The 17,650-nt window shown below is 29.3% G+C and carries 13 protein-coding genes; 3 read left to right on the top strand and 10 right to left on the bottom strand.

Annotated features, from left to right (window positions below; all coding sequences use genetic code 11):
* Positions 1-34 precede the first annotated feature (34 nt).
* Positions 35-2,386, bottom strand: a complete 2,352-nt coding sequence (locus tag BUA48_RS06250; RefSeq protein ID WP_072831178.1) for a metallophosphoesterase — start codon at positions 2,384-2,386, stop codon at positions 35-37.
* 425 nt (positions 2,387-2,811) lie between these two features.
* Between BUA48_RS06250 and BUA48_RS06245 the strand changes: the two genes are divergently transcribed.
* Positions 2,812-4,635, top strand: coding sequence for a S8 family peptidase (locus BUA48_RS06245; RefSeq protein ID WP_072831176.1), 1,824 nt, complete (start codon positions 2,812-2,814; stop codon positions 4,633-4,635).
* Positions 4,628-6,346, top strand: coding sequence for a S8 family peptidase (locus BUA48_RS06240; protein ID WP_072831174.1), 1,719 nt, complete (start codon positions 4,628-4,630; stop codon positions 6,344-6,346). Before BUA48_RS06245 ends, BUA48_RS06240 begins: the two co-directional genes overlap by 8 nt.
* 193 nt (positions 6,347-6,539) lie before the next feature.
* Here BUA48_RS06240 and BUA48_RS06235 read toward each other — a convergent pair whose 3' ends face one another.
* The 5 genes from BUA48_RS06235 to BUA48_RS06215 all read right to left on the bottom strand — a co-directional run bounded on the left by BUA48_RS06235 (position 6,540) and on the right by BUA48_RS06215 (position 12,627).
* Positions 6,540-7,406: a DMT family transporter gene (locus tag BUA48_RS06235; RefSeq protein ID WP_242944307.1), complete on the bottom strand. Its 867-nt coding sequence runs from the start codon at positions 7,404-7,406 to the stop codon at positions 6,540-6,542.
* 121 nt (positions 7,407-7,527) lie between these two features.
* Complete coding sequence (locus BUA48_RS06230) at positions 7,528-8,886, bottom strand: HAMP domain-containing sensor histidine kinase (RefSeq protein WP_072831172.1); 1,359 nt, start codon at positions 8,884-8,886, stop codon at positions 7,528-7,530.
* Positions 8,879-9,568 (bottom strand): response regulator transcription factor, encoded by a 690-nt coding sequence (locus tag BUA48_RS06225; RefSeq protein ID WP_072831170.1) that lies wholly within the window; start codon positions 9,566-9,568, stop codon positions 8,879-8,881. Before BUA48_RS06225 ends, BUA48_RS06230 begins: the two co-directional genes overlap by 8 nt.
* An 85-nt stretch (positions 9,569-9,653) precedes the next feature.
* A complete protein-coding gene (locus BUA48_RS06220) occupies positions 9,654-11,972 on the bottom strand; it encodes an ABC transporter permease (protein ID WP_072831168.1) in 2,319 nt (772 codons plus the stop codon).
* A complete protein-coding gene (locus BUA48_RS06215; RefSeq protein WP_072831167.1) occupies positions 11,950-12,627 on the bottom strand; it encodes an ABC transporter ATP-binding protein in 678 nt (225 codons plus the stop codon). Before BUA48_RS06215 ends, BUA48_RS06220 begins: the two co-directional genes overlap by 23 nt.
* Before the next feature lie 273 nt (positions 12,628-12,900).
* Here BUA48_RS06215 and BUA48_RS06210 point away from each other — a divergent pair, with 273 nt between their 5' ends.
* Positions 12,901-13,242 carry a hypothetical protein gene (locus tag BUA48_RS06210; protein WP_072831165.1) on the top strand — a complete coding sequence of 114 codons (342 nt, stop codon included), beginning with the start codon at positions 12,901-12,903 and terminating at the stop codon, positions 13,240-13,242.
* 48 nt (positions 13,243-13,290) lie between these two features.
* Here the strand turns inward: BUA48_RS06210 and BUA48_RS06205 are convergent, their stop codons facing one another.
* The 4 genes from BUA48_RS06205 to BUA48_RS06190 all read right to left on the bottom strand — a co-directional run bounded on the left by BUA48_RS06205 (position 13,291) and on the right by BUA48_RS06190 (position 17,617).
* The gene (locus BUA48_RS06205; RefSeq protein WP_072831163.1) at positions 13,291-14,991 is read right to left on the bottom strand and encodes an FAD-dependent oxidoreductase; all 1,701 of its coding nucleotides are present in this window, start codon (positions 14,989-14,991) and stop codon (positions 13,291-13,293) included.
* 149 nt (positions 14,992-15,140) lie between these two features.
* Positions 15,141-15,461: a rhodanese-like domain-containing protein gene (locus tag BUA48_RS06200; RefSeq protein ID WP_072831162.1), complete on the bottom strand. Its 321-nt coding sequence runs from the start codon at positions 15,459-15,461 to the stop codon at positions 15,141-15,143.
* 602 nt (positions 15,462-16,063) lie between these two features.
* On the bottom strand, positions 16,064-16,966 hold the full coding sequence (locus tag BUA48_RS06195; RefSeq protein WP_242944306.1) for a cation diffusion facilitator family transporter: 903 nt from the start codon (positions 16,964-16,966) through the stop codon (positions 16,064-16,066).
* Between the two features lie 273 nt (positions 16,967-17,239).
* Positions 17,240-17,617, bottom strand: a complete 378-nt coding sequence (locus BUA48_RS06190; RefSeq protein WP_072831160.1) for a PqqD family protein — start codon at positions 17,615-17,617, stop codon at positions 17,240-17,242.
* Between the last annotated feature and the right edge of the window lie 33 nt (positions 17,618-17,650).

Below are 17,650 nucleotides of genomic sequence, written 5' to 3'. Positions count from 1 at the left end.
CATTTGTTATTTAATTTTCTTCTTAACTTGCAATCTAAACAGTTTTATCCTTTTTTCTTAATTTTAATGCTCCTAATAATACTAATACTGCTCCTGTCAAAATTGTAGCTGTAGATTTTTCTTGTCCTGTGCTAGGTAAAACATTACCCTCTTCCTTTCCTTGCTCTGGAGTTGTAGGTTTTTTCTTATCCTCTTCTTGCTGAGCTGCCTTTTCTAATTCTATTATCTTAGCTTCAGCAGATTTTAGTTTTTCTTCTACTTCCTTTGTAATTAAAACCTTTTGAGCTTCTGTTAATTCATTGTAAGCTTTTCTTGCTTCCTCTACTGCCTTTTTATCTTCTAGTGTTATTTTCTCTGGTAAAGCATTTATCTTATTTATTACCTTTTCTGATGCTTTTTTATCTTCTTCTGCAGGACCTTCCTCTTTTACTTCTCTAACTGCTACCATTGAATCATATAAATACTTATCTGTAGTAATTTTATCTGTTTCTGGATCATATTTAAACATATGAGTATTTAACTTTAACTCTTTATTAGAAATCTCCATTTCAACAATTACTTGTTCTCTTTTAACATCACTCCCTGTATCAGTTGAGTTAACATCTAAGAAACTATATCCTGGTGCAAGCAAATCGCCTTCCCCAACTGTATAGTTCTTTTTAGAGTACCATTTTAATCCCCCAGCATGTCCACCTACCATATATAAAGGTGCATTTTTAGGATCCTCAATTCTTCCCTGTGCATCCTTACTTGGGTTAGCATTATACCCCTTTGCATCTACATATCCCCTTGAGTAAACATGGTCATGTCCTTGCATAACTACATCAACATCTAATTCTGAAAAAATAGGTGTCCAGAATTGTCTAGCAGCTATTGCATCACTATCAGTTATATGTGAAGCTCCTGTGTACATAGACTTATGGAAACCAACTAAAGTCCATTGATTTCTATCTTTTGCTTCCTTAACTACTTTACTTAAATACTCCGCTTGTTTTGCTCTAGCATCAGCATCACTTCTAGCAGCTTCTAAGTTTAACATTATAAATGTTGCTGGGCCATAATCATAAGAATATACAATATTTCCTGCTTCTGCTGGAGCATTTATATGTCTTGTTAAGGTATTGTTATCATGATTTCCTTGAACAGCTGAAATCAAAATATTTCCAAACATATCTTGTCCACCAGTCGGAAAAGCACCGCCATTTTCAAATAATAGTTCCCACTGTTGTTCATTAGTTGATTTATCTGTAATATCTCCCGCAAGATATACAAAGGATAAATCTTTATTTTTATTTAGTTCTGCAAAAACAGCTCCTGCAGCCTCAGCATTAGTACCATTGGATACTTGAGGATCAGCAATATATGCAAATTTAAAGCTATCCTTACTCCCCTTAGGTAGTGCTGTTTTAAATTTTCCTTTGAATGTTTTATCTCCAGAGCCTACTTCATACTCATAAGTTGTATTAGGTTCTAGATTTTTAACTGATATTTTATGGAAGTACTTATCTGCATTCCCAATAGAATTTTCACCTACTACTGTAAACTTCTTATTATCTCCTACTTTATTAAGTACAGCTTTAGTTTCCAATCCCTGTGCTAAAGTTGTATAAGTAAGATTAACCTCAGTTGATGGATCCTCTCCCATATGAGCATTTACTTGTTTAGGTGATACATCCTTAATTTCTTCAACTGGTGGTTCTGGTGAAGTTATTTCTCCATACTGTGCTTGAAGATTCATATCAAAATAAATATCTGAGCTATTTCTATCTCTATTATGAACTGAAACTGAAATTTTATTTTTTCCTTCAACTAATAAATTTTTAAAAGAAGTTAAATCTAGTTTTTTTAATCCATCTGGTGATGATGGTTCATTTACATGATTAGCTTCTGATGAATGAGTAATTTCACCAGCATCCATATAGCTTCTATTTACCTCTACCCCATTAATATACATAACAAACCCATCATCTACTCCAACAGTTGCTTCTAATTTTGATATTTCTAAAGGATTTTTTACATTAAAATCCTTTGAGAAATAATAAGTTATAATTGCATTTGGTTTTGCTTGTGAATTTACTAAAGTTCCCCCTGATACTGGTCCAAAAATATCGCTATAGTCTTTTGCTGGATATCCAAATGGTCCTTTTCCCGTCTTCCATTCTGCATCGTCAAAGCTCTTTTCATAGAATTTTGAAGTATACATATCCTTATTTGTATCTTCATACTTCCATTCCGTGTTACCTCCTATTAATGTAACTTGAGTTGACTGTCTTTGAACATCATTTAATGTAGTTGCATTTACCCTTGGTGTTACCACTGAAGAAAATGCAGCTATTGTCATAGCACAAGCTACTAGTGAAGTTATTGACTTTTTGAATCGAATCATTATTAATACCCCCATTGTGTAATTTACTTTTTGTATCCTATTATGCACTCCTATTCTCATTAATAATGCAAAGACTACTAACAAGATACTTGATGAGTTCTACTGTTTAACTACACCATTATTGTACCTGGTCTACATTAAGTCCCTACTAAGATGGAGTTAATTTATGTTAAGGTTCTTTAAGATATGGTAAAATATACCCCAAATAAAAACCATGCATATTCATACTTTGCTTTATGATAACTAGATACTCTTCCCCATGAATAAATAGCTTTTGTATTCTATACTGCTTAGGATTTTCTATCATAATATTTATATATTTTTCTTAAATGAAATATCTTTTTACTTTAAAATACATTAATTTATTATCAAACTATAGTAACACTTCATATTATATAAATAATATTAATTCTTTGGTGATTGCGGTGACAAATTTAAAACAATGTAATTTTTATAATAATCCAGATTACTATGAGTATCTAATTGAATATAGAGGAAACTTCCTAGAAGAAATATCAAAGGTATCTTACGCCTGCGGTGATACAATAACTGAAAAATTTGCTATTATATCCGTTGAAGCTGGTAAATTAGATCAACTATTAAAGGATGTTCCTTCTATAATTTTTGTGAATTTTAGAAGCATGTTTGTTTTAGAAGCTACTTCTGGTGAAGCTACAAGTAATATAGAATCCATAAAGAATAGTCCTTATTTAGATTTATCTGGTACTGGGGTGCTAATAGGACTTGTAGATACTGGAATAGATTATTTAAACAAAGAGTTTACTTATGAAGATGGTACTACAAGAATAGAATCTATTTGGGATCAAACTATTTCTAATTCTACACCAGATAACAATCTATTTATGGGTACTACTTATTCTAAAGAACAAATCAATACTGCATTAAAAGCTTATGCTTCTGGTAAGGATCCCTATGAAATCGTACCTTCTAAGGATACAATTGGTCATGGTACTAATTTAGCTGGGATAGTAGGTGCTAGAGGGTTTAATAAGGATATTCGAGGAGTTGCCCACGATTGTAATTTTGTTGTAGTGAAACTTTCAGAATCAGCAACTTATAAAAGAGACTTACAGCTTAATGGTATTTTAGATGTACCTGTTTATAATACAGCTGAAATTGTAGCAGGTTTAGAGTATTTAAAAAAATTTGCTATAGCTTCAAGCAAACCTATGATTATATTAATTGGCTTAGGATGTTCTGATTATAGTCACGACGGAATAGGACTTTTAGCTAGATATGTAAATGAACTTGCTTCCTATAGAGGTTTAGTTGTCGTAACCTCAACTGGTAATCAGGGTGCTGCTGATTTACACGCTTCTGGACTTGCCTCTAATGTAGGTGACATTAGAACTTCTGAATTAAGAATCGAAAGGTTAATGCAAAACTTTTCTTTTAAAATTTGGGTAAGACGGCCTAATAAGTTTGCTTTAAATGTAATTTCTCCTTCGGGGCAAAGCTCAAAATTTATAACTTCAAAGATAAATCAAGTAGAAAAAATTAAGTTTGTTTATGAAAATACAGAGCTTAACATAAACTTTTTTGTTCCTGACAATAATACTGGACTTCAAGTTATAGCTCTGAGCTTTACAAATATAACACCTGGCATTTGGAAATTTCAATTAAAAGCTGAGTATGTTACTGATGGAAGATTTGATATGTGGCTATCTCCAGATATTACCTTACCAGAGGGTACAAGATTTTTACTTCCGGATCCACTTTCCACATTAACAGTACCTGCAGCTACAAAAAAAATTGTCTCCGTCGGATACTATAATTCCTTAAATGACACTATAGTTGCTCAATCTGGAAAAGGCTATCCTCTAAGCAACTTTATTAAACCTGATATTGTGGCTCCTGGAGTAGATATTTTAACTACAGGTTTAAACAATAAACTTGCAACCATAACAGGCTCTTCCGTAGCTGCAGCTATAGTCGCTGGTGCTTGTGCACTACTTGTTGAATGGGGAATTATAAAGGGAAATGATTCAACTATGTATTCCCCTAAAGTAATAAGTTACCTTATAACAGGAGCTACTAGAAAATCTACTGAAACTTATCCAAATCCAAGCTGGGGATATGGCAAACTAGATCTAGAAGGAATATTTAATACTTTAGCTGGTACAAGATCAATTAGCACCTTTTATAGAGGTGATACTCATACTGAATACCACTTTAATAAATTTTTTATACGAATTCCTAAAGAAATGGAGGGCAATTTATATGAATAAACCATTTTCTAATGCTCCACCTTCAATATTCGGAGATTCAAATTATATACACTATATAGTTGAGTATCAAGGAAATATAGTTGCAGATGCAAAAAACTCTTCTACAATGTATATAACTGTAATAAATAACAAATATGCTATTGTATCTATGCCCTTAAAGGATCCTAACGATAGATATACCCTTGAAAACAATCCTTTTCCTTCTATTGTATATATAGGTAGATATTATGGATATGTTCTTCAAAGCCTAAGTCCTATAATTGCAGCTAATATAAATCTTACTCAAATAGAACCTCCCTTTTATCTAACCGGAAAAGGTGTAATGGTAGGTATAATAGATACTGGTATCGATTACTTAAATCCTGAATTTATGCGTGAAGATGGTTCAAGCAGAATATTAAGTATATGGGATCAAAGTATTAATTCTTCTGACTCTGAAAAGTATGTTCCCTTTGGTTCCATTTACTCAACTGATTCTATAAACCAAGCTATCAAAACTAAAAGTGAAGGTAAAAATCCATATGATATAGTTCCTTCCAAAGATGAAGTAGGACACGGTACTGCCATGGCAGGAATAGTTGGTGCTAAGGGTATAAACCCTGAGGTTAAAGGAGCTGCACCTGACTGCGACTTTGTAATTGTTAAATTAATTGAATCACTTGCCCTTAAAAAGTTTCTTACTCCTACAGTTCCTATTTATGATAGAACTTCTATTATGCTAGCACTTAATTACTTATATGAGTATACAATACTTGCAAATCGCCCTATGATTATACTTTTACCTCTTGGTACTACCTTTGGAAATCATAAAGGCGATGGATTATTAGAGGACTTTATAAATGATATTTCTAATAATAAAGGGTTAGCAGTTATAACTGGATCAGGCAATGAAGCTGATGCCTCCGGCCATACCTCTGGTAAAATAGAAAAAAAGGGCGACTTTCAAGATATTCAACTATATGTATCAAAGGAACAAAATTTTCTCCGTCTAGAAATATGGGTTGATAAACCTAATATTATGTCAATTGAACTTATTTCTGCTTCTGGAGAAAACTCAGGTATTATACCTGCTTTTTTAAATCAAAAACAGGTAAATCAGTTCATCTTTGAAAAAACTATAGTTACAGTAACTTATTTTTTACCAGATGAACTATCTGGTGACGAATTAATAGTAATTGATATGAGCTATTTACAACCTGGGACTTGGAAGCTTAGACTATTTGGAGATTATATCTTAGATGGTACCTATAATGCATGGTTACTCCCAAAGGGAATAACCCTTGGTGATACTAGATTTTCTTCCCCTTGTCCTTATGGTACCTTTACAGGACCTGGTTCTGCTGAATTTATAATAACCGTTGGAAGTTACAATCAAAATAATTATGGAATTGTTAATAGTTCTGGAATGTCCTTTTTAAATTATATAAAAATTGATGTAGTAGCTGGTGGAGTTAATGTCACAACTACGGCTCCTAATAATACAACTGCTATAGTTAATGGAACTAGTGTATCTGCCGCAGTTGTAGCAGGTGCTAGTGCTCTTATGTTTCAATGGGGCATAGTAGATGGTAATGATCCTGATATGTACTCACAAAAGTTAAAAACTTATCTAACAAGAGGAACATCTAAAAGAATGAATGATGTATATCCAAATCCCGAATGGGGTTATGGTGTTTTAGATATGATAGGAGTCTTTAAATATTTAGAATAACTTATTTTTATAAATAAAGTTTCTTATTTATAAAGCTTTAATATATAAACCTAGATATTAACACCATATATTTACACTAATATCTAGGTTTATTATATAATAAGCATTAATTTTAAATACAAAAAATTTTTGAACTTACCATGTTTTTTTCTGAAACATTGTTATTTTTATTACAGATGCTTTTGCCCTAGATTTATTTGTCCTTTACTAAAAGCACCGTTGATCCTATTATGAAAATAGCTCCTATAAATAAAGCTACTGTAAATGCTTCACCGAATATAATTATTCCTAAGATTATGCTTACTATGGGTTCAAAAGTACTTAATATAGATGCTGTACCAGCTCCTATAATCTCCATAGCCTTAAGTAAAAGTACTATAGAGCATATAGTTGAGATAATAGCTATACCTATATAGCATAGTAAAAGCTTAAAATTAAGCTCATATATAATTGAATTATTGTATATACCATAAATAAGCATTCCTGCAAAAGCACCTAAGGATACATACATAGTTCTAACTCTATTATCAATATGCTTTAAAGCTTTAATTCCTAATAGTATTACATTAAGTCCATATGTAATACCTGATGAAATGGCAAGAATGACACCCATAGCACTTATTGTATTATTTTCAAAGGCTACTAAAGAATAAACTCCACACCCTGCCAATATAAGTGCAATAAGCTTTCTTTTACTTATCTTTTCTTTTAGGAAAAAGAATCCTATAACACATACCACTGCTGGATATATAAAATGTAGTGTAGTTGCAAAGCCTACCCCTAAATAATTATAGGACATAAATAAGGTTTGAGTAGTTACTGTATACCCTATAAATCCAATTAAAATTAAAATCCATGCACTTCTTTTATCTATTTTAATTTCTACCTTCTTTATTTTAAGATATATAAATAATATAATAGCTGAAATTAAAAACCTATAAAATAAAACTGTAGTTGGATTAGACCCATTTCCATAGGCAACCTTTGCAAAAATGGGCATTAATCCAAATGCTACCGATGATAAAATAGCATATAATATTCCCTTATAATTTTCCTTCACTTCCGTCACACCTCTTTAGCTAATATTAAGTTAAGTATAAATTAAACTTCTCATCTTACTTACTATTATATACCAAAAGCATTAATGGTGACGGATTATGTAAAATTTAATTAATTAGAACTTACTTATGTTGTATAAGCCCTATGGAAAACCTTATATTTTCATCACATAAAGTTGCTTCCACAAAGCCATTATGCAGCTTTACTATTTCTTGTGTTATGGCTAATCCCAATCCACTCCCCTTATCATTTCTAGCTTTATCTAACTTATATAATCTCTTAAATAAATTTTCTACAACTTCTTCCTTCATAGGATGATTAGAAGCATTCTCCACAGTAAATACCCCGTAATTAACCCCATTTATATTTTTTTCTTTTAATTCAACTTTAACCTCAGAGTTTTCCTTAGAATATTTTAAAGCGTTGCTTATTAGATTATTAAATGCTCTTGCTACCAACATAGGATCACCATAGGTATATGTAGCCTTTCTTTCTAAAATCACCTTAAGAGATAAATCTTTATTTTTAAAATTTATTTCTTCTCCATCTAATAATTGCAATACAACTTCATTTAGATTTATTAAAGTCTTTTCTAACTCTAAATCCCTTGAAGAAAGTCTTGAATAATCAAAGAAATCCTCCATCATAGTTTTTAAATAATTTCCCTTTTGATTTATTATAGAAATATATCTATTTAACTCCTCTTCATTCTTATAAACCTTTCTTTCAATCATCTTTGAATATCCTAAAATTGTAGTTAAAGGGGTTCTTAAATCATGAGATATGTTTGTTATAAATTCCTTTTGATTTATATCTTGCTTCTGTAATTCTTCAGCCATATAATTTATATCCTGAGCTAGGTCCCTAAGTTCATCCTTATATTTCAAATCTATTCTATTAGATAAGTCGCCAGTGGCTATTGTTTTAACATTCTTAGTTATATAACTTATATACTTCACTCTGCTATTTATTAAAATTAGAAATATAATTGCCCCTACTACAATAGCTATCTTTATGGATAACATATCATCCTTTATATAATTTTCTGTAAAATGGACTACATAACTATTTTCATTAAGTTTCACTATATTTTTAGCTATAAACATAGTTCCTCTAACACTTAAGTCTGTTCCTTCCCCAGTGCTTATATCTATTTTTTCTATGCCTAGTTTACTTGCTGAAAACTTAACATATCCCTTACTATCTACTACTAAAATTCTATTGATAATAGTACCTTTCATAACCTTTTCTAGACGCTTTATATTTTCATATACAATTTCCTCATTTTCACTTTTTATATCTAATTGATTCATAATATTTTGAAGTTCATCAGTGTTTCTTTTAGAAGCTAGCTCTCTTACCTTATTCTCATTTTCTAATATAAGCTTATTATTTAATGAATTAATAGTAATCCCAGCTACCATACCAAAAAATAAGGATACAAATACACTTATTACAAGTTTACTCCTTAATTTAAACATCCTTTTCAACCTTATACCCAACTCCCCATATAGTCTTAATATAAAAAGACTCCTTAACCTTATCACCTAGCTTTTCTCTTAAATTTCTAATGTGAGTTATTACTGAATTATCATTTTCAAGATATGCTTCATTCCATACCTGCTCATATATAAGTTGTGAAGTATACACCCTTCCTTGATTACTCATTAATAGTACTAAAATATCAAATTCTTTTTTAGTAAGATTTATATCTTCACCACATTTTGTTACAGAATATTCATCCTTATTTATAATCAAATCTTTATATTGTATAAGAGAGCTATCACTTGAATTCTTACTCTTTCCTCTTCTTAAAATAGCAGCTATTCTTAAACTTAATTCTACTAAATCAAAGGGCTTTGTAATATAATCATCGCATCCCCTTTTAAATCCAATTACCTTATCCATTTGATGTCCCTTAGCCGTAAGCATTATTACTGGAACCTCTGAAATCACCCTAATTTTCTCTAGGGTTTCATATCCGTCCATTCCCTCCATCATTACATCTAACATAATAAGATTTACCTTTTCTCTATTAAATAGCCTTATTCCCTCTTCCCCTCTATTAGCAATAAATACCTTATATCCTTCCTTCTCTAAATACTCCTTCACCATTTCTGCTATATCTTTATCATCTTCTATTATTAAAAGATTGCTTTTCATAAATAAACTCCCCCTTTCAATAATTTAGTACTAATATTTTATCACTAACTCATGATTAAAGTCACGAAACTGCACTAATTAGTATTTATTCCCTTTTCCTAACTTTTCTTCTTAAGGAAATCATAAAGCTACATATAGTAATAAATATTGATAAAATCATATTCCATATAACTATAGAACTTGATATTTCTGAGGTTCCATTGAACATAGCTTTAAAAAACAATTTAATTGCACCTGAATAAATGCCTAAGGATATGACACAACTAAAAATACTTAAAATAAACATTTTTATAACTTCACTTTTTATTATAAAACCTTTACTTATTCCTAACTTTCTTAATATATCTTCATCTTTTTCACTTTTAAGAGAATTCATATAAGTCATATTTATAGCAAATACTATCGTTCCAAAAATACAAAATACAGAAAGAATTCTAAAAACTCTTAAGAAATTAGCTACATTAGCAGCTATACCTTCTCCAAGTTCTCCTATACCAACTACATAAGTATCACTTAATTCATCTATAAATTTATTATCCTTAGCTTTTATTAAATATGATATTTCATCACCTAGTTCTATATTTTCCTTTAAAATAGATAAGGTATTTATTCCCCCACTTTCATAAATCCCTTTTATTTTTCCACTTAATACTCCTCTACTTGTTTCTATTTCTAATATGTCTCCAACATTGTATCTATTTACTTCCCTAAGATTATCTGCAATAATAAACCCCTCTTCTCCTATAAAAAGATTTTCTCCTTCTATAATTTTATAATTAATTCCGTAATCCTCCTTATTAATTTCGCTTATTACAACGGATCTAAATGCATTTTCTCTTAAGTTTTGATTTTTAATTCCTCCATCTATGGAAAAGCTCTTTATATAGCCCTCTACATCATTATGATTTTTCAATACTCTCTCTAATTCCTCATTATTTTTACCTTGTATATAATAATTGTAAGGAAGTATCCCTTCAAGAGAACTTTTAAAGCTACTTTTTATTGAAGCTTCTAAGTTAAATCCAAGTAGTATAAGCCATAAAGTAAAAGTTAAACTTAGTAAAACTATTACAAAGGAGAAAAAGTTCTTTTTTATATTTCTTAAACTATATAATAAAAGTGTACTCTTTGGTCTTCTCATAAATAGAATTTTTAATATACCTAATGTTAATAAGAAGAAAATAATCACTATAACCATAATTAATAAGCTACTAACCATATTACCAATGTTATCAAAGTATATTGAGTAAGCTATAAATAGCATGGGCATAAGCATTATAATAAGAATTGATGTTTTTTTATTTGCTTTCTTAAGCTCATCTTCCTCTTCTCTTATTATAGACATAGGATTAATGCTACTAAGAATATATAATGAGATAGTTATTATTACACCAAATACTATTAAATTAAAGAAAACCCCTTTTGAAATTAACTTTATGATCTCCTTAGTGAAAATAACATTAGCTATTCCTGAATAATTTAATACTAGCTTTGCAATTGGATAACTAATACCTATACTTAATACAACTGCTATTAATACCCAAACACATATTTCCATACCCATGGCTTTTTTTATTTCCTTTGAATCTATAAAAAGTATTTTCAAAGTTGCTATATCTTTCTTTCTCTTTAATATAAGCATCATCGTTGTACCAATTATAGATAGAATTGAAAATATGTATGCCACTGTACTCAATACCCCTAGGGCTGATTTTTCAATTAGTAATTCATCCTTTATTTCTCTACGCTTGTCATCTATAGTGTTGTAAATATTCATCTCACTTTCTTTAAGTAACTCTCTTTTTAACTTTTCTCCGTCATCTCCATTAATATGAATTAATTTTCCTCCTTCTAAGGACTTAAGATTATTATTATTTTGTACCTTACCATATCCTATTAAATCAGCATCCCTAGTAACTCCAGAAGAAAACCCTTCAATTTCCTTAACCTTATATTTAAATTTACCACTTCCTTGAGTATCTAATTCTACCCAATCCCCTATTTTTGCATTTAATCTTCTAGCTAAGCTACTTTGAAGTATAATTTCATCCTCTTGTAAGGAATACCCTCCTACCGCTATAGCTCCAAGGATATTATTTGATGACTTCTTATAGTATACATTTCTAAGAGTTATTTCATTTATATTTAAGCCTCTACTTTTAAGTTCATTTAACTTATTTTCAAATCCTATAGTCTTTTCTTGTAAAAGCTCTATGCTTAAATCCCCACCATTAATTTTCACTACATTTTCATTTATATATCTTTCATTCTCTAGATTTACTATGGGTATTATTAAAGATATTGTTGTTGCTATTAAAATAGAGATAAAAGTAAAAGTTACTATGGTTTTTTCTTTCTTAAGTTGTTTTAGATTATATATTTTAAAGATGGTTGTCCACTTCATGTATTTCACCCTCTCTTAACTGAATTTTTCTCTCTCCAAGCTCCCCAATTTCCCTATCATGAGTTACTATAATAATAGTACATTTTCTTTCATTTCTTATTTTCATTAATAAATCTATTACTCTTTTGCTATTCTGCGAATCCAGTGCCCCAGTAGGTTCATCACAAAGTATTAAATCTGGATCATTTACTAAAGCTCTTACAACAGCTACTCTTTGAGCTTCTCCTCCAGATAAGGAAGTTACATTGCAATTGTACTTCTTAGAAAGTCCTACCTCATCTAATAAACTCTTAGCCTTCATAACTTTTTCTTTATAACTTCTCTTTGTATCCATAGCTATAATTAAATTCTCTAAAGGTGTCAAAGATGAAATAAGATTTGCATTCTGAAATATAAGTCCTATATTATTTCTTCTATAATCATTTATATATCTTTCATTTTTGAAATCAACCTTATAGTCTCCATAATATATTTCTCCCTCTGTAGGTTCTGTAAGTAAGGCTATTATTTGCAATAACGTAGACTTTCCACCACCTGATACTCCCATAATCGTTATGAGTTCATCATAACCTATGTGTAAATTAATATTTTTCAATACTCTTTGCTTTTCATCTTGACTATTAAACTCTTTACTTAAATTTTTTACACTTATCATTAACTGCACATCCTTTTACTTTTCTTCTTTCATCTATAATTCTACAAAGATTTAATTTAGAATTAATGCGTTAAAAATAAAGAAAAAATAAAGAATGTCTCTTAAGTGTTTTTATAATTTCATTTATATATCTATGCATTACTATTAGCTTTATATAAAATGCTTAAATCATTATTTAAAGTAATTTATTATTATAGAAGTTACTAATTAAATATAATATAATGTAAATATAACAATATTTTGATTTATAATTAACCAAAAGGAGGCTTTGTTTTGGAATATTTCGGACTTATAGCATTTGTGCTTATAATTTGTTATTCTTCCTATCCAGAAAAGATAAAAAAACTTGAATCTAAAATCAAAAAACTTGAAAAATCTTTAAAAGGAGAAAAGTCTATGTCTAAAGTATTATCCGATCTTATAAATAAAAAATGTATATTAGTAACTGATGAAGGATTGGTACTAGCTTCTAAACGAGAGCTTGAATCAACAATCTTAGATGTTGATGATGAATGGATTAAATTTACCTTTACAGATAGGAAAGGTATTCTTAAAACTCAAATTCTTAGAGTAGATTCAATAGAAAGAGTTGACTTTATTGAAAATAACTTATAATAAAGAAAAAGAGATAAAGCACTACTCTGCCTTATCTCTTTTACTTTATTATTTAAAATTATATTCTGTTAAAATACTTTTTCTTCCTGTAGTTTTATCATTATAGTATTCATAGAAACTTAAAGCATTATAGCTTCCTGTTACATTATAAACCTTATCATATCCTAAGCTCTTCAAAATAAGTGCTGCATTATAACTTCTTTGACCGCTTCTGCAGTGAAGGTAAACAGGTTTATCCTTAGGTATTTCATTTATTCTTTCCCTAAATTCACTTAAAGGAATATTATTAACACCTTTTATATGTCCATTTTCATACTCAAATTTTTCTCTTACATCTATAATTAATGCATTTTCTTCTAAAAGCTCTCTTATTTGATCCACTTTTACTTGTTTAAAATCACCTCTTAAAAGGTTGCAACCTATATATCCTGCAAAGTTAACTACGTCCTTAGCTGTTCCAAAGGGTGGTGCATAGCATAGTTCTAAATTCTTCAAGTTCTCTACAGTACCACCAAAGGCCATAGCTGTTGCTATTACATCTATTCTCTTAACTACATTTCCTTTTCCTATAGCCTGTGCACCTAAAATTCTTCCTGTTGGCTTTTCAAATAATAATTTAAAGTATACAGGGCTATTATCTGGCATTAATCCAACTTTATCATTGCTAACTAAGCTAACTACTTCATAATCTATTTTCATGTTTAAAGCTTTAATTAATCCTTCATTAAGTCCTGTTGAAGCACCATTATAATCAAATACCTTAATAGCAGATGATCCTATGAAACCAGTATTATTTACACTTATTCCATTAATATGATCTGCTACTGCCCTTGCTTCTCTTTGAGCTGGTCCTGCTAAGGATAGTTTAGTCATATCTAATGTTAAAGAATTGTATACTTCTATAGCATCACCTACAGCATATATATCTTCATCAGTTGTTTTATAGTTTTGGTCTGTTTTAATAGCCCCTGTTTCTCCAAGTTCTAAACCTGCTTCCTTAGCTAAAGAAGTCTCAGGAGATATTCCTATTGCCATTACAACGGCCTGTGCTTCCACAGTTTTTCCTGATTCTAAAACAACCTTATCCTTCTCAAAACTCTTAACCTTATCTCCTACAATTAAATTTACTCCTTGGTCCATAAGTTCCTTATGAAATATTTGAACCATATCATAGTCAAAGGTCCTTAAAATTTGAGGCATAGCTTCTATTAAAGTTACCTCAAAGGAAGCTTTTTTTAAGTTTTCTGCTACTTCAACACCTATAAATCCTCCACCAATTACAGTAACCCTTTTTGAAGGCATATCTGTAATAAATTTATTTAATTTATCAATATCTACAACGTTTCTTATTGTGAAAATATTTACATTTTCAATACCTTCAATTCTAGGAACTACAGGTTTAGCTCCTGGAGATAATATAAGTTTATCGTAACTTTCCTTATAAATCTCATTAGTAAGCACATCCTTAACATGAACCTCTTTGTTTTCTCTATCTATTTTAATTACTTCATTATTTACTCTTGCTTCTATTTTATATTGTTTCATAAATTTCTGTGGATTCATTAAGACTAGCTTTTCAACTTTATCTACAGTTCCACTTAAGTGATATGGTAAAGAACAATTTGAAAATGACACATGAGGCCCCTTTTCAAACATTATAATTCTATCCTCTTCACTTAATCTTCTTAATCTAGCTGCAGCAGAAGCACCGCCTGCAACTCCTCCCACAATTAAAACCTTTCTACTCATCTATAATCCTACCTCCAAGTATTTTATAATCAATTTATCTTGAATTTTATTACATATCTTTTTTAAAGTGTTTATTCTTAAATTTAGCTCCCTCTCTACATTTAAGTTAATTGATAAAATATAATACCCTCATATAATGTTACTATCTTCTATTGAATTTTACTTCCAACATAAGAACCCATGCCACCAGAAACATTAATAACTCTATATCCACTCTTACTTAATCCACTACAAACTCTGCTGCTTCTCATACCAGACTGACAAAGTATATAATAATCCTTATCCTTTTCTAAATATTTTTCTACATTTTTTAGTAGTTCCCTCATAGGTATATTTTTAGCACCTTTTAAGGTACCTTGTTCCACTTCGTAAGGTTCTCTTATATCTATTAAATTAATTTCTCCAAGTAATTCTTCTAAATCATTGACATTTACAACTTCTGTAGCTTTATTTTTAAATATAGATAACATATATACTCCTCCTTTTAGAGCAAAACTCATAAATTTCTTACCTTCATATCCTTTGTGTATCTATTGGTGTTTTTCAATTACTTTATAGGTATAAAACTTATATTTCACTTTCTTTATAAACTTTCTAATGAAGAATTTACTTACTCATTTCGTAATTTAAGTAATTTATAACTAGATTAAACATTTCTTTAAGTAAAGTTCTTACTTATGTTATATAATTTTTCCCTTTTTTATTCTGTGATAAAGTCACATATCTTTCCAAATATTTAGTTTTCCATATAAATTCTCTTCAATATTGAAAAACATACATTACTTTTAAAAATAGTATTAGCTTAAATATATATCTTAACTCTTGATAGCTTTATATTATAGTGTATTCTTATTTCAGTAATGAGTAAATTATAAAATACATTGAGTAAACTACTTTATAAATAAAAATCATAAAAAAAGGCTGTCCTATTGGACAACCTTTTTTCATATTATAAACTAAAATTTTAAGCATTATATGGTCGTGAACTACTCCTTATTAAATAAAGAATGTTCTCTTCTTAAATCCTATAAAACAAAGGCTTTATTTTGATTAAAAAGATAATAATTTACTATTAAATAGCCCACTTTCTATCACCAGTAAAGGTAACACTAAGCCATTTTTTATAACTTATATGCTTTAGTTCATCGTTTAATTTTTCTCTTAAACAATCCATATCATCTAAATCATTTATATTAGTATCATTATTATAAACAAAGTCAATCTCTATTCTTAGTGATGTACCTGCCTTAGATACTCTTGTTATGGACTCTTCAAAGTTATATTCATCTTCTATTGTCTTAACTAAATTATACACCTCTTCATTAATACTATCATCAGCTTTAACAGAAATTATTTCTTTAAAGCTCTTTATAAAGGTCTTAACTGGCACTCTTATAAAGAATGCTGATGTTATAACTACCATAAATGGATCTATATATTTGTTAAGATAACTTAAAGAAGTCTTACTTAATAATGATGCTATAATAAATCCTACTAGTACAGCTAAACTTAATAAACCATCCATTAACCACTGTGCACTTTCAGCATTTATTAATTCTGAAGAAGTCTTCTCTCCTCTTCTTTTCATTATAAAGTAAATAATTCCACAGCCAATTACTGAAATTAATGCATAAACTAATGCAAACCCATATTCTACTTCATTTCCACCTAAAACAATTTGTTTAATCGCTCCTATAAAAGAACTTAAACACATATATGCAATCACTAAGGATTTAAATGCTATTACTATTGGTTCTAACATATGCTTTCCAAAAGGAAACTTATCCGCATCCTTTTTACTTATATAATTACTTATATATAAAGCAATTAAGGATAAAATTAAGCTGACAAATGAATACATTCCATCAAATATAATCATCTCTGATTGAGAAATTATACCCCAAGCTATACCCAGTATTGCAAAACCTAAAGCTCCTAATACTGACATCCTTAAAATTTTACTTTCTTCTTTCATAAATTCCACCTCTTCTATCTATATACTTATTATATATAAATTAAGAAGTTTATGGAATGATTAAGATGCTTTGAAAAGTACACAAATTTAAGAACTTAAAGCTTAAAAATTAATTCCAAATAACAATTTTGTACTTGAAAAACTCAAAAAACCTACCTTTTTTTAAGTTTTTATTAGTTTTATTAATAATTTTTTCATTTTCTATAGTAATTTTTCTTTTATCATTGCAATTTTGTACCTAAAATCCTATAGAAGCTTTATCAGTAATTTATTTTAAGAAACTTTAGATTTTGTTTTCGCTTTTTCCTTGTTAAAACTAATCCAATTTTTTTTATTTAAATACCTCATAAACAATATTAACCTCTCATTTAAAGGTTCACATCTACTTCCAAACTTTATTTTCATTTTTTCCATTATTTCATAAATTGTATTGTTGCCATCTATAAGCCTCCACACCTCACTGCTTAACTCATCTAGCTCAATATCCGTTGTTTTTGGCTTTTTAACAATTAATCTGGCAAGTTTTTCTACAATTTTATTGTGTTCAAAGTATAAAACTATTCTCCCCTTTATTTCTTTATAATTTATATGCTTTTTCTTTGGTATATACAATAGAAAATTTTCACCTTCACTTGCTTTCTTTTTATTCATGTATATCACACTTCCTCATATTTATTATATCTT

The organism is Clostridium collagenovorans DSM 3089, assembly GCF_900130005.1.
GTDB classification, from domain to species: domain Bacteria; phylum Bacillota; class Clostridia; order Clostridiales; family Clostridiaceae; genus Clostridium_D; species Clostridium_D collagenovorans.
The sequence above is the reverse complement of the archived record's forward strand: the minus strand, read 5'-3'. Positions and strand labels throughout refer to the sequence as shown.